Raw genomic sequence first — 23,928 nt, 5'->3', positions numbered from 1 at the left:
AGTCCCAACGCGAGGCGGGGCCATCCGCGCTGAACGAGCGCATCAGGATCGTTGTTGACTGAATCAAACAGGGAGCAGGAACCATGCAGGAACAACCGGTCGTCGTTGAAACGGTGGATCGGGTCGGTGTCATCACGCTGAACCGGCCAAAACAGATGAATGCGCTTAACGACGCGCTGATGGACGCATTAGGCGTTGCGCTGCTGGGCTTCGATGCCGATGACGGTATTGGTACCATCATCATTACCGGCAATGCGAAGGCCTTCGCGGCGGGCGCTGATATTGCCGCCATGGCGGGCTGGTCCTACATGGACGTGTACCGAAGCGATTTCATCACCCGTAACTGGGAAACCATCCGTCGCGTGCGCAAGCCCGTGATCGCGGCCGTCGCGGGCGTTGTCATGGGCGGCGGTTGCGAACTCGCGCTCGCCTGCGACATCGTCATCGCCGCCGATAGCGCCCGGTTTGCGCTGCCCGAAGTGAAGCTGGCCATGTTGCCGGGCGCGGGCGGTACGCAGCGGCTGCCGCGCGCCATCGGTAAGGCCAAGGCGATGGACATGTGCCTGAGCGCGCGCACGATGGACTCCGCTGAAGCGGAGCGCAGCGGACTGGTCTCGCGCGTGGTCGCAGCCGAAGCGCTGCTTGACGAAAACATGGCGCTGGCTGCGCGCATCGCCAGCTACTCGCTGCCCGCGCTGATGGCGATCAAGGAATCAGTCAACCGCGCCTACGAATCCTCGCTCTGCGAGGGTGTCCTGTTCGAGCGCCGCCAGTTGCATGCGCGCTTTGCCAGCGTTGACGCGCGTGAAGGCATGACTGCCTTTCTCGACAAACGCCAACCCGTGTTCAGTCATCGCTAAAGCGTGGTCAAAAGCGATCGGTAACCGCGATACGTTGATTGCCTTCCCGATCTACTCTCAAATGCCTTTCGTAGCGCTTTTACGACCGGGGTGGAGTCCGCAAACCCGCGCGAACCCTGTCATCACCCGGCGCCCGGACTCACGCCTCGCCTCATATCCGATGCACTGCTAGGCCGGAAATCAAGCTGACGCAACCGCGTAATCAGGTATTGTTCTTTTCTGGAATTGACTTGAAACTGCGACTTTCAACCACAGCGCCGAACCTCGTCCGACCGAAGGCCTTGCCGGCGGAGGGAACGTCATGAAACCAAATCAGTTGTTGCGTGAAAAAATTCGCAGTGCGGCTGAGGTGGCGGCGCTGGTCGAGAGCGGCTGGTCCGTCGATTACGGCTTTGCCATCAACCAGCCGGACCTTTTCGATGCGGCTCTGGCGGCGCGTCGGGACGAACTGAAGGAAATCCGCATCCGCACCGCGCTCTCGGTGCAGCCGCGACGGGTTGTCGAGACTGATCCCGACCAGCGTTGCTTCAGCGTCGAGAACTGGCATTTTTCCGGTTACGACCGCCGGGCGCACGACAAGGGCGTCACCAGCTACATTCCATTCAACTTCGGCGAGGGTCCGGGCATTTACCGGCGCTATCTCGAAGTCGATCTGGCGGTGATCAAGACGACCCCCATGGACAGGCATGGGTTCTTCAATTTTGGCGCCAGCAACACCTACATCCGGGCGGCGTGCGACGTCGCCAAGCGCATCGTGGTGGAGACCAGCACGGCCCTGCCGCACTGTTATGGCGTTGAAAACGTCCTGCACATTTCCGAACTGGACGCCGTCATCGAGGGCGATAATTCGCCGCTGGCGGAACTGCCCAGCGCGCCGGTGAGCGACATCGACCGCCGCGTCGCGCAGTTCATTGTGCCGCACATCGCCCACGGCGCCTGCCTGCAGATCGGCATCGGCGGCATGCCCAACGCCGTCTGCATGGCGCTGGCAGACGCGCCGATAAAGGACCTTGGCATTCACACCGAAATGTTCGTCGACGGCCTCGTCGCCCTGATCGAGGCGGGCAAGATCACGGGGTGGCGAAAGAACACATACCGTGGCAAGGTCGTCTACACATTTGCGCTGGGAACAAGGAAAACTTACGACTTCATCGACGGCAACGAGATGTGCCTCAGCCTGCCGGTCGACGAGACCAATCTCACCGAAAACATCTCGCGCAACCGCAATGTCGTATCGATCAACAACGCCATGCAGATCGATCTTCTGGGCCAGGTCGCGTCGGAGAGTTCCGGCTACAAACATCGTTCGGGGACAGGCGGGCAACTGCAGTTCGTGCGCGGCGCCGGCATGTCGGAGGGCGGCAAGTCCTTCATGTGCCTGTCGTCGCGATACCTCAAGGGCGGCGAGCCGGCCTCGCGCATCGTCGCCGGCCTCAATCAGGGCACGGTGGTGACGACGCCCCGCACAGACGTGATGTATGTCGTCACCGAATTCGGCATCGTCAATCTCAAGGGCAAAAGCGTGCCGGATCGGGCGAAGGCGCTAATCTCCATCGCTCATCCAGATGACCGCGACATGCTTGAAAAGCACGCGCGCGACTGCGGACTGCTGCCGGGGCGCGTTTTTTAGATTGGCCGCGTAGAGTCGTGCGCGGCGTCACGCCTACGAAGTGACCGCGCCCGTGGGCGGCGAACGTTCGAGGATGGCGGATATCCACACGCCCGTCGTAAGCGTCGCGGCACGGCCGTCTTGATCTGTGCACCGGGAGACGCCAAAGTGGTTCCCACCATTTTGAGTAGCGGGAGCCATTTTGGGATCAGACGAGAAACCAGCGTCGGGCACGCGTAAAGGCAGTCCGAACCGGGGCAATCGTCCTTTTCGTGCAAAATCTGGCGGTTTGTTTTGAAATCACGTGAAAAATCAACAACTTGAATGCGCTGCGATTTCGCGAAAACGCATCCTTTTGATGCAGAATCTGGCGTTTTTACCCCGCCGCGTCTGTGAGGCCCAGACGCATCCGGTAGTCCCCAAGCAACTGCTGCTGCGCGTCGAACTGCGCCGCGAGCTTCGTCAGATCGGCGGTCAGCGATTCACGTGCCTCGCGCACCTGCGTCAGTTCAGTCGCCTGAGCCCTCGCCGTCGTCTGCAATGCGTCGTGCTCCGCCTTGGCGCGTGCGTGGTCGGCAAGCGCCTGGCTCAACGCATTCTGCAGCTGTTCGCCGTGCGCCTGCTGCTCGCGTAGATACCTGGTCGCGGCGCCGGCTTCGGCGACGAGCCGCGCGTTGTCCCTGTTCAACTGGGTGATTTCGTTTTGTTTGACGATCAGCGTCTGGTTCACCTGGCGCAGTTCAGCCTGCAGTTGCTGAACCTGCTGCTCGTGCCGGCGCGCTTCCTGTTCGCGCTGCTCCTTGCTGGCCATGCGGTAGTGTTCGAGCGCCTCGTGCGCGTGCTGCAGTTTCTCCTCGAGCGAGCGTCGGAAGCCGTCGTGTTCGGCGAGCCGCTCGGTCAGGTCGTGTGCCTGCTGCGTGAGGCGTTCGACGTCGAGCGCGCGCTGCTGCAATAGCGACTGGGTGTCTGCATGCGCGGCCTGCTCGCGTACGACGGCGGCGCCGGCTTCGGCCAGTTGTGTGCGCAGCGCAGCAACGTCGCCAGCCAGCTTTGCGACCTCGGCCTGCGCCTGGAGGCGCTGCGCCGCGGCCGTAGCCGTCTGCTGGTCGACCGCCGTCTGCGCTTCCTCGTGCAAACGCGCGGCCAGCCGGGCTACGAGATCCTGGATTGCATCGGACAGCGACCCGGTGCGCGTGAGCGACGCGCCGTCCTCTTCTTCGAGTTCTTTCAGGTAGCGGTGGATCGTCGATTTCGAGCCGGTGTTGCCGAGCGCGATACGTATCGCGTCGATCGACGGGTGTTGCCCCTGCGCCAGCAGTGCGTCGCGGGCGCGTTTGATGTCCATGCGGCTGAGACCGGCGCGAGCCATCGTTCCTCCTTCGAATTTCGTACTGTGGTACGTAATATGTATATGCGTACCAATTGAAGGCGTCAAGATGTTCTGGGAACGCTGATTTTTGGCATTGGATAATCGCCAATTATCAAATGCGATGCCACAAAAACTGCCTCTGGCTACCGGAAACGGTACAGAAAGCAGATCGGTTGCCGGATTTCAGGTGAGGTCCAGCTGGAGTTCTTCCCCGGGCGCGCGTACGCGGTATCCCATCGCCCGGTAGCCACGCTGGCGTCGCTCCCACATGCGCAGCAGCGCGGGATGACCGGCATCGACGTAGTCGAGCACCCGCACGCTCGACTTCGTTGCGTGCTCGCGGTGGAGCCGGCCGGCGTACTGCTGCAACGTACCTTTCCACGAGATCGGCATGGCCAGCACCAGTGTGTCCAGCGCCGGATGGTCAAAACCCTCGCCAACCAGCTTGCCGGTCGCCAGCACGATCCGGGGCGCATCGTCGGCCAGTGCGTTGAGTGCAGCGAGCTGCGCCGCACGAGCCTTCCTTGCCATTCGCCCGTGCAGCACGAACAGCGGCTGCTCCGCGTCGCCCAGCGCCAGCCGAAGGCTTTCCAGGTGATCCGTCCGCTCGGTCAGCACCAGCACATTGCGCCCCTGACGGTACTGCTCCCTGATATCCGCGGCGATCATGCACGTACGCTGGGCGTCTTTCGCCAGCCGCCCGAACACGTCCTGGATCGGCGCGTCGGCCGGCATGTCGACTGCGGCGGTGAGCCTTTGCGGGAAGACCTCGAGCACCTGCGGCGCGCTCGCGGCTGCGCGTGCCGCATGCCGGATCGGACCGCACAGCATGAACATCACGGGTTGCTGGCTGTCACGGCGCACGGGTGTGGCGGTCAGCCCCAGCACGTATCGCGCATCGACGGTCTTGAGCACCGCCTCGAACGAGTCGGCAGAGACATGGTGGCACTCGTCGACAATGACATGACCGTAATGCCGCAACAGCTCGCCGCGTGGACCGCCGGGCGCCACCGACTGCAGCATGGCGATATCGATCTGGCCCGTCGCCTTCAGCTTGCCTCCGCCGATCGTGCCAATACTGCGTGGGTCGAGCGCGAGAAACGACTGCAGGCGCTCGCGCCACTGGTCGAGCAGTTCCCTGCGATGGACGAGCACGAGCGTATTGACGCCACGCCGCGCGATCATCGCGGCCGCCGTCACGGTCTTGCCGAAGGCCGTCGGCGCATGCAGGATGCCGGTGTCGTATTGCAGCAGATCATCCACCGCTGCCTGCTGGTCGGCGCGAAGCGTGCCGGCGAAGGCCACCGTGACAGGTTCGCCCGTACAACGCTCGTCGCGCATTTCGCAGGCGACCTTGTTGTCGCGCAGCAGCGCCATGACGTCATCGAGGCACCCACGCGGCAACGCAATGTGGCGCGGGCAGTTCTCGGCGCGACCAATGATGCGCGGCTTGTCCCACACGCTGAAGCCACGCGCCTGGGCCCGGTAGAACTCCGGATTCTGGAATGCCGCCAGCCGGATGAGGCGGTTGAGCAGCGATTGCGGGAGTTGCGCCTTCTCGAAATAGAGCTGGTTCGCAAGCGTAAGGATCAGCGATGCCGGCATTGGTCCGCCCAGCTGTTTCGGCAAGGCCGGCGGCGATTTCCAGGGTTCTGCCTGATCCTCTTCCGTGATGAACGCCACATCGAGCGGATGGACACCGCCGGTGGCGCCGAAAATTACGCCCTCGATATCGCGACCGTCCATGGCCTGGATCGATGTCAGGCACGCCCATTGGTCGGCATAGGGTTGAAAATCGTCATCGACAAATACGCTGCAACCCCGCTCGCGCGGTTGCTTCTGCAAGGGCAAGGCGATCAGGTTGCCGAAGCCGCCCTTGGGAAGCACGTCCTGGTTGGGAAAGAGCCGGTCGTAGGACGACAGTTCGAGCTGCCGGGTTCGGGCACAGGTGTGGCTGATGATCGCCGAGCCCAGCCGCCGTGCGTCGCGGGCGGCCACAGCCGAGGTGAAGAAAATCCACGCGTGCGCGCCGTTGCCCGAGCGCGAAATTTCGAGCGACACCGGGACTTCCAGTTCCCGGCAGGATTGACAGAAGGCACTCGCATCTTCGCGCCAACCCTCCTCATCGAAATCAACGGCGAGAAGGTAGCAGGTGCCGTCGGGCATCAGCGGATAGAGCCCCACCGTGTAATCGCCTGCCAGGTGTGCGTAGATGACCTGATCGTCCAGCGGCAGCAGCAGCCGGTGGTTGCAGTCTGAGCACTTGATGCGGGGCTTTTCGCAAATCCCGGCCCGCCACTCGTTCGCGCAGGCCGGTGCGTAGCCCGATTTTCCAGAATTGCGGCTTTCCCAACGCAGCGGATAGACGTCCGTGCGACCGTGAAAGAGCCGCCGGAAAAGCTGGACTTTCTGCTGCGTTGACAGCACTGGCGCGTCGGTGTTTCGTACTGCTGGCGATGGTTTGTGCTGAACCAGTTGCACGGATTCGCCCTGCAATGGAGGAAGCGCTGGCAGCAACGCGGTCAGCCTCGCGTTGTCGGCCTGCAGGCGCGTCAGTTCCGCGAACAGTTCCTCCCGGGTGAGGTTATCCCAGCCTGGGTGCGGCAGCTTTACTCCATTCATTACGTCATCCATCAGAATCACGTCCGGTGTCGCCAGCTGGCTGGCACACATGTGCGGGCTGTTGCAGGGGATATCCGATATCATCGTTCCCCATGTTGATAACCTGATTGTACTCACGAGCCATGCCTGCCATCGATCGCTATCTCGAAGCTGCGACACGTGAAAATACGCGGCGCAGCTACCAGTCGGCGATCCGTCATTTCGAGATCGATTGGGGCGGCTTCCTGCCGGCGAGCGCCGATGCGATTGCGCGATACCTGGCCGACCACGCGGAGTCGCTTTCGGTGAACACGCTGCGTTCGCGCCTTGCGGCGCTCGCGCAGTGGCACCAGACACAGGGTTTTCCGGACCCTACGAAGACGCCGCATGTGCGCAAGGTGCTCAAGGGCATCGCGGCACTGCATCCCGCGAGCGAAAAGCGCGCGAAGCCGCTGCAGCTTGCACAACTCGAACGGCTGACGGCATGGCTCGATGAGCAGATCGCGGATGCCATGACGATGGGCAATGCACGAACCCACATCACGCATGTCCGAAACAAGGCGCTGGTCCTGCTCGGCTTCTGGCGCGGGTTTCGCTCCGACGAACTGAGTCGCCTGCGAATCGAACACATCACAATCGAGCCCGGCCGCGGCATGACGCTGTTTCTGCCTCGTACAAAAGGCGATCGTGCGCAGCTCGGCACGACATTCAGGGCGCCGGCGCTTTCGCGCCTGTGCCCGGTAGCCGCTTACGAGGCGTGGATCGCGGCTTCGGGCCTGACTGAAGGACCGGTGTTCCGCAGCATCGATCGCTGGGGGCACATCAGCGATGAAGTGCTGCGTGCCGGCAGCTTCGTGCCGCTGCTGCGCGCACTGTTTCGCACGGCCGGCGTGCCGGCTCCCGACAGCTACAGCAGTCACTCACTACGGCGAGGCTTTGCAACCTGGGCCAATTCGAACCAGTGGGATCTCAAGATGCTGATGGAGTACGTCGGCTGGAAGGATGTACGTTCGGCAATGCGCTACATCGACGCCGCCGACCCATTCGCGCAGCACCGGATTGAATCCGCGCTGACGGCTGCACCGACGCCTGTGTCACAGCAACTGGCGGTCGCGGCGCCTGCGAAACCATCGCCATAGACCGATCTGCTCACCAATGCGTACGGGAACTGGTCACGCCGGTTTGTCATCGTCCAGCTTTCGGTCATGGGAGCGGACGAAGTACTGCCTGAACAACCGCTCGGCTTCGTGCAAGCCCTCTTCGGTCAGCACGACGGATTTCGCACGGCTGACCGGATTGTGGATGAAGCCTCTCTCATGCAGGCGATTCATTGCCTCCCAGTCGAAGCTTTTCCAGGCACGGTTCTGATCGCATAGATTCAGGTAAAGCAGAGCCAGGACCACTTCGTCGACTGCCCCGGTATCGATATCCATCGCACTTCCCTCAAATGCCAGTTCTCATGGCCTCGTCACCCGCCTGGGCCAATACATCGCCGACTTGTCATCCGTGTTCCGAAAGGACATCAAGCCGCTCCGCGTTTCGCAGATCGTCCTTGCGTTGTCGCACACGCCGTTCATAGCTCGCCTGATTTTTTGTGCATATCAGGCTGTGAGGACTACCGACCCTGCGCGTCGCACAGTCCAGATCGCAACCGGTCTGCCTGATGGCACTCTCGACGTGACTGCGGGAGTGCTGGGCCGCCTTTAACGCCCATTCCTTGCGCCCGGGATCGACCAGAAACCGGCCGAGCTCAGCGCAATGGACGCAGCGGCAACTGACGGTATTCACACGCGCGAAATCGGCTGGTGGTTCCAGGGGCTCGGCGATACGACCGTGCAGATGGGCCAGGCATGCGGCACGCAGGCGCTGGACCGACGCGACACTCAACGTCGGCGCCCATTCAGTCAAACCCAGGACGGCAGGAACGATGATGGCGTCCATGCCGAAAGAGGCCGGGTTTCCCAACACGTGTTCGACAACACGGTCGGCGAGTAATGGCGAGTCAATCCGGTCAAGAGCTGTCAGCAGGCCGACAATCAGGGTGGGTTTGATTGGGTCTGGCCGTCGCAGGCAATCAGGGCGGGAAGCGCTCGAGCGTTGTCCCAGAAGCGTTTCGACCAGCGACGTGGCAACCGGGTGAAGGAGCGCCGGGGGACAGGCGGGCGGAGTACCTTCACTGGTCCGGGCCAGCAGGCCGGCGCAGGCGCCCGGCATCATCTGCGCGTTCGCAGAGATAATCTGCTCCATGAGTTCAGCCGTGCGCGCTGGCGCAAGAAGCCCGAACGCACGTGTCAACGCTTCATTCTCGCTGTCGTGATAAAGCCCTTTGGCGGAAATCGCTGACAAAAAGGTATCGACGTGTACGGCGTCGTGCAATTGCGTCAGGCTGGACAATATGCTGATGACCGTGCGCCACGAAGGCGCGAAGAAGGGCTTTGTTCGGATGGGGGGTATTGCAAAGTGGCCGCAGTTTGTGTAAAAGCGCAACATCATAAAGCCAGTCGAGATCATGCCATACAAAGCCAGGCTGAAACAGGGTGAAGCGCGCAAGCGCAAGAAGCCCGGGTACCGGGTGACGAACGCTCGTGCGTACAACCAGAGTCTGAGAAAGCGCGGCATGATCAGCCTGTATGTTCCCGATGGCGATCTGAAGGCGCAGTTCATTAACGCGAAAGTCCGTACACCGGGCGTGTCGGGGCGCGAGCCGACCTACACCAGCGCGTACATCGAGCTGGTCTATACGTTCTACCGGCTGTTCGGCTGGGGCATGCGGCAGATCACCGGCTACATGGAGGATTACTGGGCGACCCGGGGGCTGGACATTCCGGTGCCCAGTTCCGGCCAGCTGTGCGACCGGTTCGCCGCGCTCAAGGTGAGTGTCACGCAGCGCTGCGAGCAACTGGCCAGACGGCTCGCGCGCGGCGAAGCAGTGAGCATGATCGTCGACAGCACGGGGCTGAGCTTCGGGCGTGCGAGTGAGTGGTACGAACAGAAGTACGGCAGGAAGGCGACGCAAACGCCGTGGCGCAAGATGCATCTGTCGATCGACGAGGCGATGAACATTCACGCGATCAGCATTACCACCACAGAAGTATCGGACAGCGAAGGAATGGACGCGCTCCTGCGCGCGGATCTGCCATTCGACAGGGTGATTGCGGACGGCGCGTACTACAGCATCGAGCGCACCGAAGCGCTCTCAAACGCGGGCGTGACGCCCGTCATTCCACCGCCGGCTCACGCCGTCGTGCATGGCAACGATCAGACCCGCTGGCATGACCAGATCGTCAAATACATCGATGAGAATGGTATCTATGCGTTCCACAAGAAATATGGCTACGGCGTACGCGCGCTGGTCGAGGCGCAGATCTCACGCATCAAGCGATGCATTGGGGCCACCCTCCTGACGCAGAAGATCGCGTCGCAGGAGAGCGAAGGCGTGATCATCGCCAACATCATTAACCTGTGGAATTCATTTGGGAGGCCCGTTTCCGTCAAAAATCCATAGTTGCGTCCGCAGCATGGGAACTCATACCCATCCGAACAAAGCCCCCTCGCGCGACGCATACGGTAAAACAACGATCTACGCGACTTTCACGTCGCACCAATAAAGTTGTCACCGGCGAGGTCCCGCGTGGGTGTTTCGAAAACGCTATGCGAGATAGCAGTCGATAGCGCGGATCATCGATGCATGCCACCGGCCAGATCTGAAAGATGCCAATACCGGCCGTCCATATAGATCAATGGCGCAAACTCTTCAGTGCCCAGGTGGACGCGATGCACGCGGCCGATAAAAATCGTATGGGAATGGTATGCAAGACGTTCAACGACGCTGCAGTCGAAGGCGGCGATCGCGGAATGCAATACGGGCGCGCTGCTTTGCAAAGTGAACCATTCACTGGCGTGGAACCGTTCTTGACGCCGCTCCGGGTTCGAAAATTGGCTGGCGATATCGGACGCATGTGCATCGAGCAGATTGACGCAGAATTTCCCGACCTGATTCAACGGGTCATGCGCCGAACTTGACCGGTTGACACAGACTAACAAGGTTGGCGGATCCATGCAGACGGAGCTGACGGAGGTGGCAATCAGACCTGCCTTGACGTTGCCAAGCTGTGTCGTAATAAGCGAAACGCCGGACGCGTGGCGACGCATACCCAGCCTGAAGCGCTGTACGGCGTCCGTTGTTGCGGTGTCGGTGAGAGGAGAGGTGAAGTGGCTCATGAATGCTGACTCTTTTTAGAGGGATTCGGGGCGTGCCGTTTCTGTGGCAGTGACCGCCGCTGCAGGGTAAGTACGACGCTGGCTGTAACGACCAGCATGCCGAACATGGATATGCCGGCGGGCCGCTCGTGCAACACAAGCCAGCCGAGAATCACACCTAGAATCGGATTGACGTAGGCGAATGCGGCGACGACGTTGACCGGGAACAGCGTCGTCGCCTTGATGTACGACGCGAAGTTCAGCGCCGAGGCGATCAGCGCAAGATAAAGAAGGGCGAGCACTGCCGGCCAATCGGGCGAGGAGGCCAGGGATGCGGATCGATGGCGGCCACGGCCAGTGCCATAAGCCCCGCCGAGAAGCAGTTGCACGGCGGCCGTCATCATGCCGTCCATCCGTTGCTGCAGCGGCGCCTGCATGGCGCTGGCTAGCACCCATGCAATCGGTGCGACGATAAGCGTCCAAAGTGCGATCGGAGAGCCATGGGGCAGATGGGAGGCGTGTCCGAAGGACGGTGCGAGCACTGGCCAGAGGATCAGAATCAGGCCGACGAAGCCCAGCAGCAGGACCACAGGACGGTCAGGGCGCTGCCTTAGCATGATCACTTGCAACGCGGCACTCCACAGTGGAATTGTCCCCATTGCCATAGCGACGAATCCTGAGGGCCGCTCGCGGACTGCGAGCAACGCGAGCCCATTGCGACAGATCCAGAAGAGTCCCGTCGAGATCACGCAGGTACTTAACTCCCACCAGCCGAATCCGCGGAGCCGGCCTTGACGGTACGCCAGCACGCTGAGAGCGGCGCCTCCTAGCAGCAGGCGGGCACCTTGCAACTGGAATGGGCGGAATGGATGTTCGCCACTCAACCCGAATTTCATCGCGAGATAACTCGTGGCCCAGATGATGTAGATCACGCCCAGATGAAAGTAGTCCGAGGTTCTTCGATTGGCGAGATGCTGCACCTCGGCTCCGCTGTCTATCGTCACACCGTTCCACTGCGGTGAGGCGATCGCAAGGCGCCGCACGACAATGGGCATCAGGATCGCTCCGTCGTTCATTTTGAGGTGATCAATTCGGCACTTGCCCGAGTGGTCTTTGCGGCAATGAACTCGAGTTCGATTTCGCCGACAACCAGGTTTGCGCCTACCGTCGTGCGACAGGGGTAAGGCGCTGTGAAGCGCGCCTTGAAGACCTCGTTCCACATTGGGTAGTAAGTGACTGGCTCCTTCAGATAACAGCGCACGCTGATCACATGGTCGAGCGACAGGCCAGCGCTTTCCAGAATGTATTGGTAGCAGTCGATCGCGTCGTTGGCGTGAGTTTCGAAGTTGCCTTCAGATAGCTTCCCGGTTTCAAGATCAAGTCCGGCGAATCCGCTGAAAATGAGGAGATCGCCCATTTCGTAATAGATGGCGTTCTTTAATGAAAATTGCCGAACCGCCTGGTCTATTTTCGGAAGATTATTTAGCAGTTTCATGATTGGCATTCCTATAGGTAAGTGTGCAGAGAAAACCAATTTCAAAACGCCTGAGACGCATTCAGGTATGCCGCTGACGCGTCCAGGGGAAAGTGAAATCCGTTTCTCCTGAGCACTTATGAGTGAGTGGTTTCTTCAGAATACGCGATCGTGTTTTCATTTCATCCGTTGAGTATGGCGGAGGATGCTTTGGCCGGCCCGGAGGGAGCGGCATGCCCGCCAAGATAGAGTTCCTTGATGCGAGGATTCGCGACCAGTTCGGCACCGCTTCCGGTAATCGCATTGGAGCCGTTCGACAGCACGTAGGCTCGATCGCAGATCGCCAAGGCCTGCAGAGCGTTTTGCTCGACCAGCAAAATTGCGGTACCGTGGCCGCCAATTTCCTTGATTCGCCTGAAAACGCCGTTTACCAGCAGCGGCGACAGGGCAGCTGTTGGTTCGTCAAGCAGCAGCAGGCTCGGCGCGACGATCAGACATCGCGCAATGGCAAGCATCTGGCGCTCGCCGCCCGACAGGCTGCCGGCGGCGAGCGCCAGCTTTGGCACCAGTTCCGGGAACAAGGCCAGCATCCTCTCGATGCTGGCCTGTACCTTGCCGCGGTGACTGACGCTCAGCGACAGGTTTTCGCGTACGGTCAACGATGCGAAGACATTCGCAACCTGGGGAACATAGCCGATTCCCGCTGCCATATGCCGCTCTGCCGCCAGATGCGTAATCGATTGGTCGCGCCAGCGGATCTCGCCGGCGAAGATCTTCAGCAGTCCCATCGCCGCCTTGAGCATCGACGATTTGCCTGCACCATTAGGGCCGATCACACCAACCACCTCGCCTTCTCCGACGTGGAGAGAGAGGTTACGAATGATAGGTACATCGCGATAGCCGGCGTACAGTCGGTCGATCTCCAGCAGTCTGTCGTTCATGCCTTGCCCCCAAGATAGGCTTCGAATACGCGCGGATCGTTGCTGACCTTGCGTGGCGAGCCGTCCGTCAGGATGCTGCCTTGCACCATCACGAAGACGTTGCTGCAAAGCGCATTGACCGCATCCATGTTGTGTTCGACGATGAGAAAAGCGAAGCCGCGCTTCTGCAGCGATTGGATCTTCTCGATGAGGACATCGACGAGCCCCGGCGCAACCCCGGCGAATGGTTCGTCAAGCAGCAGCAGATAGGGGTCGGTCATCAGAGCGCGGCCCAATTCGAGCAGTTTTTTCTGGCCGCCGGACAGATTCTTCGCTGCGTGGGCCGATACGGATTCGAGGCCCAGGAACGCGAGCAGTTCGCGGGCCTTCTCCAGAATGTCGCGATCCTGGGCCGCTACCGCGCGCGGGCGTAGCAGGGCCTTCCACAGCGATTCCCCAATTTGCCCTTTGGCTGCAACGACCATATTGTCGATGACACCGAGTTCGCCGAACTCGTGCGGCACCTGGAAGGTTCGCACGACCCCGGTTTGGGCTAGCGACTCAGGACTGCGTCGCGTGACGTCGAGGCCGCGTGTGAGAATCCGCCCAGCATCCGGCTCTGCAAACTTGCTCAGCACGGTCAGAAATGTGGACTTCCCGGCGCCATTCGGCCCGATCAGGCCGATGATGTGGTTTTCGGGCACGTCGATCCACGCGTCGTCGAGCACCTTCAGGCCGCCGATGCGCTTGTCGATACGCATGGCATTGAGTGCAGACATCAAAGCTCCTTGCGGCCGAGCAGGCCGCGCGGCCAATTGATCGGAATAACGGTCAAACCGAGACCGATTATCATCAGGCGTAACGCGGCCATGCGCTGATCGGAGAACAGCAGCGCAGCGGGCAGGACTTCTTTCAGGAAGCGCGAGCCTTCGAGAAGCAAGACCAATACGAGGCAACCGAGAACAACACCGCGATTGGAACCGCTGCCACCGACGATCATGGCCATCCAGACATAGAAGGTGATGATTGACAGAAACTGGTCAGGCACGAGATAGCCGACATAGATTGCATTGAGCGCCCCCGCACCGGCTGTCACCGCGGAACCGAGCATGAATACCTGAATTTTGAAACCCGTGACGGGCTTGCCGAGGCTGCGCGCTGCGTCCTCGTTATCGCGGATCGCTTCGATCGTACGTCCGAATGGCGTTTGGCCGACCCTTTCGAACAACAGATAAACTGCGATGACCGCAACCAGAATCAGGCCGAACATCGCCGTCTGATTGCCTGCGGCACCCCATCCGGGAAAGAGAAGTTTGACGGCGATGCCGCGCGTTCCCTGGGTCAGCCAGTCCTCGTTGACCAGTACGGCACGGATCGTTTCACTGAAGCCGAGTGTCACGATAGCAAGATAGAAGCCGATCCGCAGGCGGATGCTGGCCAGTCCCAGGGGATAAGCCAGCAGCGTTCCAACAGCCATCGCGGCCAGGATCCCCGCCGCAGTCGGCCAGCCGAGGAGGGTGGTGGTCAGCGCGTAGCAGTAGGCGCCAGCCGCGTAGAAGCCGACGAGGCCGAAGTTCTGCAAGCCGGTGTAACCCCATTGCAGGTTCAGGCTCAATGCAAGTAACGCGAAGAGTCCTGTCTGCGTGCCCATGGCGATCAGGTAGGTCATCGCGCCATCTCCTTCCGACCGGTGATGCCACTGGGCCGGATCAGCAGTACAGCTATAAGGATTAGGAAAGAGAACGATACCTTGTATGTCTCGCTGATCCACAGCGTGGCAATGTTTTGCGCGAGGCCGATGATAAGCCCTGCCAGAATCGCGCCATAGGGGCTGCCGAGGCCGCCGAGGACTGCAGCGGCGAATGCCGGGAGCAGCAGATTCCAGCCCAGATCGGGTGAAATCGCGGTTCGCGCGGCGACGAACATGCCCGCGAGCGCCGCTACCGCTAACGCGATCGACCACGTTGCCAGGTTGATGCGTTGCGGATCAATACCGCTTGTACGCGCCAGTTCGACGTTGTCGGCGACCGCGCGCATCCGCGTTCCGATTGGCGTTTTCGCGAGTACCAGATGCACCATAAGGATTACTACGAAACTCGCAATCGTGACCAGCACGTCAAGCGGCAGCAAGGTCAACCCTGCAAGATCCCACGCTCCCCACAGTGGGATGTCGTAGGAAACTTGCTGGCTGCCGGCGATGAAGGTTATGGCCCCCCGCAACAGGATCGATAAACCGATCGACGCGAGGAGCGCCGTCACCGGACGCTGGCTGACTGTTCTGAAGACCAGTGCATAAGACGCGAGGCCCGCTGCGATTGCCAGGACAATACCTCCGCCGACCGCCGCCAGAAGCGGCCAGCCCAGCAGCGATGAGCACCAGTAGGCGCCATAGGCACCAAGCGTCAGGAACTCGCCATGCGCGACGTTCGGAAAGCGCGCTACGCCAAAGACGAGCGTTATGCCGAGCGCCACCATCGCCAGAAGTGCCCCGTCCGAGATGCCGTTGGCCAATGCTTGAGCGAATGCGATCATCATCGGGCTCAAGGCGACACCGTGCCCTTGACCACGACCTTGCCGCCCGTAAGCAGGAAGGTTTTGAACATCATGTGCTTCAGGTCGCCGCTTTCATTGAATTCGATCGTACTGCTCGCGCCTTCATATTTGATCTTCTGCCCTGCCTTGAGCGCGGCGAGACCCTCCGCATACGAGGTCACGGTCTTGCCTGGTCCGTTCGCGACGGTGGCAATGAACGGCGTGAACACATTGGGGTCAGTGCTGCCCGCCGCCTGTGCGGCCAGCGCGAGAGTGATCACCATGTCATAGTCGATAATCGCGTACGGATTGGAGGTTGGATCGTCCCCGGTGATCTGCCTGTACAAGGGCAGTACACGCGCATAAGCGGGCGATCCCTCGGCGGAGGTTGCGTCGGTCGCGAGCTTGCCTTCGGCAACTGCGGGACCGACCGTCCGGAGATAGGTATCGCTGAGCTCATACAGCGGGCCTATGACGCGGGTTGTAGGTGAAAGTTGGTAGAGCGTCTTCGTCAGGGTCACCGCATCGTCGGTATATCCCGCGATCAGGACGATATCGGGCTTGCCAACAAGGGTTTTCGTCAACTCCGAGCGATAGCTCGACATGCCCGGTTCGAAGACCGTCTGGCCTAGCACCTTGCCGCCGAGCGAGGTGAAGCGGCTCGTAAAATGGCGGGCAGAATCGAGTTGCGCCGCGTTATTGGTCGCCAGTACGTACGCCGTTTTCGCGCCCGACTGGTGTGCATAGATCGCGTAGCTTTCGCCGAATACGCCCTCAGTGGCCACAAAGCGATAGACCAGGTGGGTCCGTCTGCCGATCTGACTGATTTCCGGGGCTCCGGACAAGGTCAGGACGGGAATGCCGATCTGTGTCGTGTACGACAGAATGGGCAGCGTCACACTGCTTGCGAAAGTACCCAGGATAGCGTCGACCTTGTTCACGTCGATTAGCTTCTTCGCAGCGTTGAGGCCCGCTGTCGGATCGCTTTGATCGTCTTCGCTCAACAGAGTGACCTTATTGTCGAGCACTCCTCCCGCTGCATTAACTTCGTCAAGGGCGATTTTCAGACCGGCCGAACAGCCTTTTCCATATGACGCGTAGGAACCGGTCAGCGGAAATACCGCACCGATTTTCAGTGGCGAAACTTCGGCGGCGAATACTGTGGAAGAAGCGCTCATGAGAAAGCCAAGCGCGAGAAGCGGCAATGCCAATAGGCGTTGATTCATGGAATATATCCTTGGAACGGGAGGGGACAGAATCTCATGTTTATGACCGGATCGTTTCGCGCAGCGTTGTGCCCGGATATTCCGTGCGAAAGACGCCACGTTTCTGCAGGATAGGCACCACCGAACGAGTGAAGGTTTCGAACGACCCCGGCATTTCGGTAGGTGTCAGAATGAAGCCGTCGCAGCCCTTGGCTTCGAACATCGCCTGCAATTGATCGGCGACGGTTTCCGCGGTCCCGACGATTTGCGGACAAAGTTCGCTCGTTGCGAAATGTTTGGCAGCCTGTTCCAAGGTGAGTCCGCCGCGCTTGCTGCCTTGCAGGATCACGTCGAACGAACCGCGCGACCCTTCCTCGACCTGGATATCCTCGATCGGCTGGTCTTTCGGGTAACGGGTGAGGTCGATGCCGGTATGCGCCGACGCTAGCGCAATGCCGAGATCCGGATCGACAAGGTCATTGATAAAGGCCTGTTTTTCGCGAGCGATCGATTCAGTCTCGCCGATGATCGGATCGACCGAAGTCAGGATGCAACAGTCTTCCCGTGCCCGGCCGACGCTGGCGACGCGTTGCTTCATATCTTCATAGAAGACCTGCATGTCGCCTAGCGAATGCTGAAGTGTGAACACCAGTTCGGACCACTTTGCGGCGAAATCGCGGCCACGCGGCGATGATCCGGCCTGCATGATGACCGGGTGACGCTGCGGACTCGGCGGCACCGGGAAGATGCCATTGGCGCCGACATACTTGCCGTGCACCGAGGTCGACATGAGCTTCTGCGGATCGATGAATACACCGCTGGCCTTGTCGATGACCAGTGCCCCGTCCGACCAGCTCTCCCATAGGTCCATGCAGATTCGGACCACTTCGTCTGCGCGCTCATAGCGCTCGTTACGGGGCAACAGCGATGCCATGCCGAATTGCTGCGCTTCGCGATCGCTCACGGACGTAACGACGTTCCAAGCGATCCGGCCGCCACTCAGAACGTCCATTGAGCCCAATGACCGTGCGATGCCGAACGGCGTGAAGAAACTCGTTGAGAGGGTCACTCCCAGTCCAATATGCCGGGTGGCCTGAGCCATCATGGCTATCAGCGGCACGGGGTCAAGCAGTGACATCTGGCCGCCGCGCTCCATGATTGTTGGATTGTAAAAGGCCAACGCGTCAGCGAAAAAAAATGCATCAAATTTGCCCCTTTCCAGCGTGCGCGCCAAAGTGCGCCATCGTTCTGCATCGAGAAAACTGTTTTCGCTTTCCGGATGCCGCCACATACCGTGATGGTGTGATGTCGGGCCAGTCATAAGGAATGCGATCAAGTGCATTTGACGAGACATTTATAGCTCCGTGACTAGACTGCGTTGAAATTCGCCAAGGAGCATTAAGCAACAGTCATGCCAATTTTTTGTTGACGTGCTTGACCATTAAAACAAAGGAAACGACGGATTGGCCAAGACCGGATGCCGATCCACCAATGTGCAGCGCGCTCGAATAGTGTGCAGGCCTGTCCAACAATGTGAATTCTGATCTGTATACAGAAAGTAAGGCAGATCGACATATAATGGATTCAATGCGAGGCGATGAATGGGCTTTGTGCCGCTTGAGCACCGGAGCGGCACGAGTGATGTAAGTCAGCGAGCAGCAACCTATACGTGCGACGTGAAAGTCGCGCAGTTCGTTGTTTCGCCGTCGCTGTAGGGCGGCTGGAAACCGGGCGTTCCGTCGCCCGTAGTCTATCGGTGCATGCGAGGCTGGCAACGGCATCGTGTGAAGCCACCGTGACAAAGAAGCTCGGCGTGTGTGCTATGAAAGCTGTTTGATCGATGAGGGTGGGCCCCTCGATGTCGTCTTTCAGGAGAAGGCATCAAACCACTTCAAGCTGCTGCGTTTAAGAGGCGTGGTGGTTAGCGTTGAAGGAAAAGGCGCAGTGAATGCGTCAGGTGTGGATAACGAGACGAGCGCAAGCGAACCGTCGATGAGGTGTCGATAGCTTTTTCCACTCGTCGTCAAAACCAAGGTTCACGCCGTACCTTGGGACAAACCAAGCGGAAGCCTGATGACTGGCTTGGTGGCGACCGGCATATAGACGGCGTGACGTTATTCCAGGCGATTGAACGGAACATAGGAACCTGTCATCACGATGCTAAGGGAGAAGCTTGATTTGAAGGACTCGAAGAAAGCGAGAGTACCGATGCGGGGTACAGGGGCGGAGCATTTCGTAGTAGCGGTGAAGCCTCGTAATGGGGGTGGAGCGAAGGGAATGCGTCATCCGGCAAGACTTGTGGGCCAACCAGACAATGGGATGAGCCGATGAGTCGAGCCAGGCCGTTTGCAATAACGAAGCAGTCTGTGTGGGCAGCATGGCTTCAGGTAAAAGCGAACCACGGTGCGCCCGGTGTGGACGGGCAAACCATAGAGGCATTTGAACAGCGGCTGGGACCAAATTTGTACAAGCTGTGGAGTCGAATGTCTTCGGGGAGCTACTTCCCCCCACCGGTGCGTGGCGTGGAAATTCCGAAGGGCAATGATAGGCGCCGCACGAGGTTACTGGGAATTCCCACAGTAGCGGACCGCGTTGCCCAAGCGGTTGCACGCAATTATCTTGAAGCACAGGTAGAGCCCTGTTTCCATCCTGATTCCTATGCTTACCGTCCTTCCAGGTCGGCGCTGGACGCGATTGCTGCTGTCCGGGGTCGATGCTGGAAATACAACTGGGTACTGGAATTTGACATCAAAGGTGCGTTTGACCATGTTGATCACGAACTCATGATGAAAGCGGTGCGGCAACATGCCCGCTGCACATGGGTGGAGCTGTACGTGGAACGCTGGCTGAAGGCGCCGATGATGAGGGGGCAGGAAATGGTGTCGCGGACACAGGGCACGCCGCAGGGTGGTGTGGTCAGCCCGGTACTGTTTAATCTCTATATGCATTATGCCATTGATACCTGGATGGCGAGGCACTTTCCGGACACGTCGTTCGTGCGGTATGCGGACGATGGATTGGTCCACTGCAAAAGCGAAGCCGAAGCCAGACGGTTGCAGGAGGCAATCGGTGCACGGCTGATGGCCTGTGGTCTGGAATTGCATCCTGAGAAGACGAGGATCGTGTACTGCCGGGATGGGAATCGCAAGAACGACTATCCCAACACGAGCTTTGACTTTCTGGGCTACACCTTCCGTGGCCGGCTGGCCAAAAGCAAGCGCGGCGTTTACTTCAACAGTTTCAGTCCTGCCCTCAGCGGCAAGGCCGCGAAACGCATCCGCGAGCGAATGCGGATGTGGGATATCGGCCGCTGGACGGATGCTGGGATCGAGGACATCGCCGCGCGGGCCAATCCAGCCTTGCGAGGATGGTGGAACTATTACGCGGCGTTCTACATGAGCGAGTTCAAGCGCGTGATCGCCCACCTCAACGACATCCTGGCGAAATGGGCGGTACGTAAATACCGCCGGTTTAAACGGAGTCGTGCCAAGGCCCGGACCTGGCTCAGGCGGATAGCCGAGCGTGCGCCGGATCTGCTGTACCACTGGACGCTAGGGGTATTGCCATCGGCTGGATGACAAGAGCCGTATGAACCGAGAGGTTCACGTACGGATCTGTGAGGGCCTGGCGGGGAAGTTCCGCCGGGCTACTCGACAAGCCACGCTGAAGTTGTGAGACCAAGGCGCTTCTGCAAGTGTCGACGCGGAAGGAGATCTGACTGGATGGCAAGGTTAAGGCATCTGAATCGCTGTTTAAACACCGTCATCGCAAACAGGCCAAAGACACTGACAGGCCTGACCCAAAATGGGAAGTAGCGGGTCCGCTCTTTGTATAGTGGGGCGGCACGGACGACAACGCTGCCGGTGAAAAGGCGGAACCTAAACCATTCTTGCGAGCTGTGTGGAACACGGAAACCCCGTACAGCCGCCCAATCGGGCAGGCCGACCGCGAGGAAGGCTGATGGCGGTGCGGGCATGGGAGTGCGGAAAAAGCGAAGACTGACCTGTAATGGGTCGGATAGGGGTTGCGTTACACGACAACATCATCCCACGCGAAAGCGGGCAGACTTCCGCATGGTCTTTCGTCACGAGACAGCTTGATTAACCGTTCAAGGAGGAAAAGCAGATGACTGTGCATCAACTCGGCGCGGGTGCGTCCTCCGACCGCGCGACACATTGGCACCGCATTGATTGGGTCAAATGTCATCGCGAGGTTCGACGGCTGCAAGCACGCATCGTGAAGGCCGAACAGGCCGGCAAACATAGCAAGGTGAAATCCCTGCAATGGTTGCTGACCCACTCGTTCAGCGGCAAGGCACTCGCCGTGAAACGGGTGACTGGTAATCGCGGCAAACGTACTCCCGGCATTGATGGCGTCATATGGTCAACGCCGGGAGCCAAGCTCAGAGCAGTGTCGTCGCTCAATCGGCGCGGCTACCAGCCGCGTCCGTTGAGGCGGATATACATCCCCAAGGCCGACGGGAAAAAGATGCGGCCCCTTGGAATTCCGTGCATGATCGACAGAGCGTGGCAGGCGCTGCATCTGCTCGCCCTCGAGCCCATCGCGGAAACGACGGCAGACCCCAATTCATATGGATTCAGGTCTGCCCGGTCCACGCACGATGCGATCGGTCAGTGCTTCATAGCATTGGGCGGCCGTGCTTGCGCTCAGTGGATTCTAGAGGCTGACATCCGCAGCTGCTTCGACGAAATCTCGCATGACTGGCTGATCGCCAACATCCCCACGGACAAGGCGATATTGCGGAAGTGGTTGAAGGCTGGCTACCTTCACAATCGTGTCCTTCACTCAACGGATGAGCAATGACGACGTACCGTCGGCGGCGCGGCACTCTTCCACATATGAGGGAGTAGTCAATGGCGCAGCGCAGCCAGTTAAAGAGGATGGAAATTGCCAACCCCAATGCAGCGGGGATTGATGTTGGCTCGGCGAGTCACTTTGTCTCCGTACCGCCAGACCGCGACGATGAGCCAGTTCGGGAATTCAGGAGCTTCACCGAAGACCTGGAGCACCTGGCGGATTGGTTGGTTTCGTGCGGCATTGACACAGTGGCTATGGAGTCGACCGGGGTGTACTGGATTACCCTGTTCGAGTTGCTGGAGTCGCGAGGCCTGAATGTATTTCTGGTCAATGCCCGCCACGTGAAAAACGTCTCGGGCCGCAAGTCCGACGTGCTCGACTGCCAGTGGCTACAGCAACTGATGAGCTACGGACTACTGTCTGGAGCGTTTCGTCCCAAGGACGAGATTTGCGCATTACGCTCAGTGATGCGTCAGCGCGCAATGCTGCTGTCCTACCAGTCGCGGCATGTGCAGCATATGCAGAAAGCGCTGACGCTCATGAATGTACAGTTGGCCAATGTAATTTCTGACGTTGTCGGTGAGCCAGGTCAGAAGATTCTGCGCGCGATCATCGCCGGCGAGCGCGACCCGCTGAAGCTGGCGGACCTCAAAAACGGCCGGATCGAGGCGAGCAAAGAAGAGATCGCCAAGTCGTTGCAGGGCAACTGGCGGGAAGAACACCTGTTCGCCTTGACCCAGGCGGTTGAGCTATTTGATGCTTATTCCAAAGCGCTACAGCGCTGTGCCGTCCAACTGGAGAGCATGCTTATGGCGTTGAGCCGGAGCGAAGCTGAACCCGGGCCGTCCAGGCGCCGCGTCGGCAAGGCCAAAAATGCCCCTAAGTTTGATGCACGCACCTATCTCTTCCGCATCTGCGGCGTTGACCTGACCGCGATTGACGGCATCGACATTACGACCGCACTCAAGGTAATCGCCGAGATCGGCCCAGATCTGTCGCGCTTTCGGAACGCCAAGCACTTCGCCTCATGGCTGGGCTTGTCTCCTGGCACCAAGATCTCTGGAGGCAAGCGCCTGTCAGGGGCCACCAAGGGCAACGCTAATCGCGCTGCTCAAGCTCTGAAACTGGCTGCCGCTGCACTCCGCCCCAGTCAGTCGGCTCTGGGCGCCTACTATCGTCGAATGTGCGGGCGGTTGGACAAGGGCAAGGCCGTGACAGCGGTCGCACACAAGCTCGCCCACCTGGTCTACGCCATGCTGACCAAAGGCACCGCCTATGTCGATCAGGGGCAGGCCTACTACGAAGAACGCTACCAGCAGCGCGTGATCTACCACCTCAGGAGAAAAGCCGCAGCCATGGGTCTCGAACTCGTCCCAATTCAGGCACAAGGACAATCCGCTTGAAAACAAGCAATCAAATCATGTGCTTAAAATGGTTTCTTGAGAGGGGGCGGCGACGTAGCAATGCGTCGCTGCTACCCGACAATGAACGCTCGAAAAGCGCCTTTGGAAACCCCTCGCGCGCATACCGTTGCGACCCGTTCCCGGAGACAGTCTCTTGAAAAGCACTACTCAAGCGCCGGTCGGCGAAACCGCGGTCCAGCGGAGCTACGACGCGATTATGGCGATGGTGCACAGCTTCCAGCTCCGGCCCGGCGAACGCCTGAACGAAAGCTCGCTGTCGCGCGAACTGGGCGTGAGCCGGACGCCACTACGGGAGGCAATGAACCGTCTGGTCTCTGAGAACGTGCTGGACTTCGTGCCGACGAAAGGTTTTTTCCGGAAGGTCATTAAACCGCGTGAGATCTACGAACTTTATGAATTGAGGCTCGCCCTCGAATCCGCGGGCGCGAGGATTGCCGTCGTGAAGAGCAGTGACGAAGACATTGACAGGGTCGGCGCCGTGTTGCGGCAGTTCACGGGCATTGAGTCACAACCGTTCGAAATTCCACGTGTAGTGCCCTACGACGAGCTTTTTCATGAAACGATCATGAGTCTGTCGGGCAACTCCGAAATGCTCAACGCGCTTCGGTCCGTCAATATACGGATTCGCGCACTACGCTATCTAGGTGTAGGTGCCTCGCGCTTTGCGGCCGGGCAGAAGGAACACCGGCAGATTTACAGCGCGCTAAAGCGGCGGGATGCCGACGCGGTCGTCGAATTGCTGACGACGCATATCGGCCCCCGCCTCGAGGAGGTCGAACGGAACGTGCGTGAGTTATATGGCCGCATCTATGTCGGCTGACGTCGCCTCTATGCGAAAGGCGCCGTTGCGCGTCAGCGACAGCTCACGCGCCGAGGCGCAATCCATCGGTAGCAGCAGTGCCTTACTGTGAGGGGG

20 protein-coding genes and 1 pseudogene are annotated in these 23,928 nt (G+C 59.8%); 8 read left to right on the top strand and 13 right to left on the bottom strand.

The window, feature by feature from the left end:
• The first annotated feature begins 83 nt into the window (after positions 1-83).
• Both CJU94_RS39035 and CJU94_RS39030 read left to right on the top strand, forming a co-directional pair.
• A complete protein-coding gene (locus tag CJU94_RS39035; protein ID WP_095423852.1) occupies positions 84-860 on the top strand; it encodes an enoyl-CoA hydratase in 777 nt (258 codons plus the stop codon).
• A 301-nt stretch (positions 861-1,161) separates the two neighbouring features.
• Positions 1,162-2,490, top strand: a complete 1,329-nt coding sequence (locus CJU94_RS39030; protein ID WP_095423851.1) for an acetyl-CoA hydrolase/transferase family protein — start codon at positions 1,162-1,164, stop codon at positions 2,488-2,490.
• Positions 2,491-2,845: 355 nt separating this feature from the next.
• On the opposite strand, the gene CJU94_RS39020 is transcribed toward CJU94_RS39030, so the two are convergent.
• Entirely contained in the window at positions 2,846-3,838 is a 993-nt protein-coding gene (locus CJU94_RS39020) for a DNA-binding protein (protein ID WP_095423850.1), read from the bottom strand.
• Between the two features lie 183 nt (positions 3,839-4,021).
• Positions 4,022-6,460 (bottom strand): TOTE conflict system archaeo-eukaryotic primase domain-containing protein, encoded by a 2,439-nt coding sequence (locus CJU94_RS39015; protein WP_095423927.1) that lies wholly within the window; start codon positions 6,458-6,460, stop codon positions 4,022-4,024.
• Between the two features lie 122 nt (positions 6,461-6,582).
• Here CJU94_RS39015 and CJU94_RS39010 point away from each other — a divergent pair, with 122 nt between their 5' ends.
• The gene (locus tag CJU94_RS39010) at positions 6,583-7,578 is read left to right on the top strand and encodes a site-specific integrase (protein ID WP_244221225.1); all 996 of its coding nucleotides are present in this window, start codon (positions 6,583-6,585) and stop codon (positions 7,576-7,578) included.
• Positions 7,579-7,611: 33 nt separating this feature from the next.
• On the opposite strand, the gene CJU94_RS39005 is transcribed toward CJU94_RS39010, so the two are convergent.
• Positions 7,612-7,872, bottom strand: coding sequence for a DUF6429 family protein (locus tag CJU94_RS39005; protein ID WP_095423849.1), 261 nt, complete (start codon positions 7,870-7,872; stop codon positions 7,612-7,614).
• A 67-nt stretch (positions 7,873-7,939) separates the two neighbouring features.
• Complete coding sequence (locus CJU94_RS39000; RefSeq protein ID WP_095423848.1) at positions 7,940-8,950, bottom strand: hypothetical protein; 1,011 nt, start codon at positions 8,948-8,950, stop codon at positions 7,940-7,942.
• On the opposite strand from CJU94_RS39000, the gene CJU94_RS38995 reads away from it, so the two are divergent.
• On the top strand, positions 8,949-9,944 hold the full coding sequence (locus CJU94_RS38995; protein WP_095423817.1) for an IS5 family transposase: 996 nt from the start codon (positions 8,949-8,951) through the stop codon (positions 9,942-9,944). The two genes, CJU94_RS39000 and CJU94_RS38995, sit on opposite strands and share 2 nt — an antisense overlap.
• Positions 9,945-10,117: 173 nt before the next feature.
• Here the strand turns inward: CJU94_RS38995 and CJU94_RS38990 are convergent, their stop codons facing one another.
• From CJU94_RS38990 to CJU94_RS38950, 9 genes are all read right to left on the bottom strand, one after another.
• The gene (locus CJU94_RS38990; protein WP_095423847.1) at positions 10,118-10,660 is read right to left on the bottom strand and encodes a flavin reductase family protein; all 543 of its coding nucleotides are present in this window, start codon (positions 10,658-10,660) and stop codon (positions 10,118-10,120) included.
• Positions 10,657-11,715: a DMT family transporter gene (locus tag CJU94_RS38985; protein ID WP_095423846.1), complete on the bottom strand. Its 1,059-nt coding sequence runs from the start codon at positions 11,713-11,715 to the stop codon at positions 10,657-10,659. Before CJU94_RS38985 ends, CJU94_RS38990 begins: the two co-directional genes overlap by 4 nt.
• Positions 11,712-12,134 (bottom strand): RidA family protein, encoded by a 423-nt coding sequence (locus CJU94_RS38980; protein WP_157763910.1) that lies wholly within the window; start codon positions 12,132-12,134, stop codon positions 11,712-11,714. The genes CJU94_RS38985 and CJU94_RS38980 overlap by 4 nt, the downstream gene beginning before the upstream one ends.
• A 161-nt stretch (positions 12,135-12,295) precedes the next feature.
• Positions 12,296-13,054: an ABC transporter ATP-binding protein gene (locus CJU94_RS38975; protein ID WP_095423844.1), complete on the bottom strand. Its 759-nt coding sequence runs from the start codon at positions 13,052-13,054 to the stop codon at positions 12,296-12,298.
• Positions 13,051-13,812 (bottom strand): ABC transporter ATP-binding protein, encoded by a 762-nt coding sequence (locus CJU94_RS38970; protein WP_095423843.1) that lies wholly within the window; start codon positions 13,810-13,812, stop codon positions 13,051-13,053. Before CJU94_RS38970 ends, CJU94_RS38975 begins: the two co-directional genes overlap by 4 nt.
• Positions 13,812-14,702 carry a branched-chain amino acid ABC transporter permease gene (locus CJU94_RS38965; protein ID WP_095423842.1) on the bottom strand — a complete coding sequence of 297 codons (891 nt, stop codon included), beginning with the start codon at positions 14,700-14,702 and terminating at the stop codon, positions 13,812-13,814. Before CJU94_RS38965 ends, CJU94_RS38970 begins: the two co-directional genes overlap by 1 nt.
• Positions 14,699-15,568: a branched-chain amino acid ABC transporter permease gene (locus CJU94_RS38960; protein WP_095423841.1), complete on the bottom strand. Its 870-nt coding sequence runs from the start codon at positions 15,566-15,568 to the stop codon at positions 14,699-14,701. The genes CJU94_RS38965 and CJU94_RS38960 overlap by 4 nt, the downstream gene beginning before the upstream one ends.
• Before the next feature lie 5 nt (positions 15,569-15,573).
• On the bottom strand, positions 15,574-16,791 hold the full coding sequence (locus tag CJU94_RS38955; RefSeq protein ID WP_095423840.1) for an ABC transporter substrate-binding protein: 1,218 nt from the start codon (positions 16,789-16,791) through the stop codon (positions 15,574-15,576).
• Between the two features lie 40 nt (positions 16,792-16,831).
• Positions 16,832-18,124 carry an LLM class flavin-dependent oxidoreductase gene (locus CJU94_RS38950; protein WP_244221224.1) on the bottom strand — a complete coding sequence of 431 codons (1,293 nt, stop codon included), beginning with the start codon at positions 18,122-18,124 and terminating at the stop codon, positions 16,832-16,834.
• Positions 18,125-19,097: 973 nt separating this feature from the next.
• Between CJU94_RS38950 and ltrA the strand changes: the two genes are divergently transcribed.
• The 4 genes and pseudogenes from ltrA (at position 19,098) to CJU94_RS38930 (ending at position 23,832) form a co-directional block, all read left to right on the top strand.
• Positions 19,098-20,348, top strand: a complete 1,251-nt coding sequence (gene ltrA / locus CJU94_RS38945) for a group II intron reverse transcriptase/maturase (protein ID WP_095423838.1) — start codon at positions 19,098-19,100, stop codon at positions 20,346-20,348.
• 547 nt (positions 20,349-20,895) lie between these two features.
• Positions 20,896-21,582 (top strand): annotated as a pseudogene (locus tag CJU94_RS38940) (reverse transcriptase N-terminal domain-containing protein); the annotation flags it as partial.
• A gap of 62 nt (positions 21,583-21,644) precedes the next feature.
• Positions 21,645-22,991, top strand: coding sequence for an IS110 family RNA-guided transposase (locus CJU94_RS38935; RefSeq protein ID WP_095423836.1), 1,347 nt, complete (start codon positions 21,645-21,647; stop codon positions 22,989-22,991).
• A 154-nt stretch (positions 22,992-23,145) separates the two neighbouring features.
• A complete protein-coding gene (locus CJU94_RS38930; protein ID WP_095423835.1) occupies positions 23,146-23,832 on the top strand; it encodes a GntR family transcriptional regulator in 687 nt (228 codons plus the stop codon).
• Positions 23,833-23,928 lie beyond the last annotated feature (96 nt).

Origin of the sequence: Paraburkholderia aromaticivorans (assembly GCF_002278075.1) — a bacterium.
In the GTDB taxonomy this organism is placed as follows: Bacteria; Pseudomonadota; Gammaproteobacteria; order Burkholderiales; family Burkholderiaceae; genus Paraburkholderia; species Paraburkholderia aromaticivorans.
Note: the sequence above shows the minus strand (reverse complement) of the source record. Positions and strands in the feature narration are given on the sequence as shown.

Bases quoted from the DNA above. Each gene is read 5' to 3' on its own strand.
- CJU94_RS39035 (WP_095423852.1), top strand. From the start codon at position 84: ATGCAGGAACAACCGGTCGTCGTTGAAACGGTGGATCGGGTCGGTGTC.
- CJU94_RS39030 (WP_095423851.1), top strand. From the start codon at position 1,162: ATGAAACCAAATCAGTTGTTGCGTGAAAAAATTCGCAGTGCGGCTGAG.
- CJU94_RS39020 (WP_095423850.1), bottom strand. From the start codon at position 3,838: ATGGCTCGCGCCGGTCTCAGCCGCATGGACATCAAACGCGCCCGCGAC.
- CJU94_RS39015 (WP_095423927.1), bottom strand. From the start codon at position 6,460: ATGAATGGAGTAAAGCTGCCGCACCCAGGCTGGGATAACCTCACCCGG.
- CJU94_RS39010 (WP_244221225.1), top strand. From the start codon at position 6,583: ATGCCTGCCATCGATCGCTATCTCGAAGCTGCGACACGTGAAAATACG.
- CJU94_RS39005 (WP_095423849.1), bottom strand. From the start codon at position 7,872: ATGGATATCGATACCGGGGCAGTCGACGAAGTGGTCCTGGCTCTGCTT.
- CJU94_RS38995 (WP_095423817.1), top strand. From the start codon at position 8,949: ATGCCATACAAAGCCAGGCTGAAACAGGGTGAAGCGCGCAAGCGCAAG.
- CJU94_RS39000 (WP_095423848.1), bottom strand. From the start codon at position 8,950: ATGATCTCGACTGGCTTTATGATGTTGCGCTTTTACACAAACTGCGGC.
- CJU94_RS38990 (WP_095423847.1), bottom strand. From the start codon at position 10,660: ATGAGCCACTTCACCTCTCCTCTCACCGACACCGCAACAACGGACGCC.
- CJU94_RS38985 (WP_095423846.1), bottom strand. From the start codon at position 11,715: ATGAACGACGGAGCGATCCTGATGCCCATTGTCGTGCGGCGCCTTGCG.
- CJU94_RS38980 (WP_157763910.1), bottom strand. From the start codon at position 12,134: ATGAAACTGCTAAATAATCTTCCGAAAATAGACCAGGCGGTTCGGCAA.
- CJU94_RS38975 (WP_095423844.1), bottom strand. From the start codon at position 13,054: ATGAACGACAGACTGCTGGAGATCGACCGACTGTACGCCGGCTATCGC.
- CJU94_RS38970 (WP_095423843.1), bottom strand. From the start codon at position 13,812: ATGTCTGCACTCAATGCCATGCGTATCGACAAGCGCATCGGCGGCCTG.
- CJU94_RS38965 (WP_095423842.1), bottom strand. From the start codon at position 14,702: ATGACCTACCTGATCGCCATGGGCACGCAGACAGGACTCTTCGCGTTA.
- CJU94_RS38960 (WP_095423841.1), bottom strand. From the start codon at position 15,568: ATGATGATCGCATTCGCTCAAGCATTGGCCAACGGCATCTCGGACGGG.
- CJU94_RS38955 (WP_095423840.1), bottom strand. From the start codon at position 16,791: ATGAATCAACGCCTATTGGCATTGCCGCTTCTCGCGCTTGGCTTTCTC.
- CJU94_RS38950 (WP_244221224.1), bottom strand. From the start codon at position 18,124: ATGTCTCGTCAAATGCACTTGATCGCATTCCTTATGACTGGCCCGACA.
- ltrA (WP_095423838.1), top strand. From the start codon at position 19,098: ATGAGTCGAGCCAGGCCGTTTGCAATAACGAAGCAGTCTGTGTGGGCA.
- CJU94_RS38935 (WP_095423836.1), top strand. From the start codon at position 21,645: ATGGCGCAGCGCAGCCAGTTAAAGAGGATGGAAATTGCCAACCCCAAT.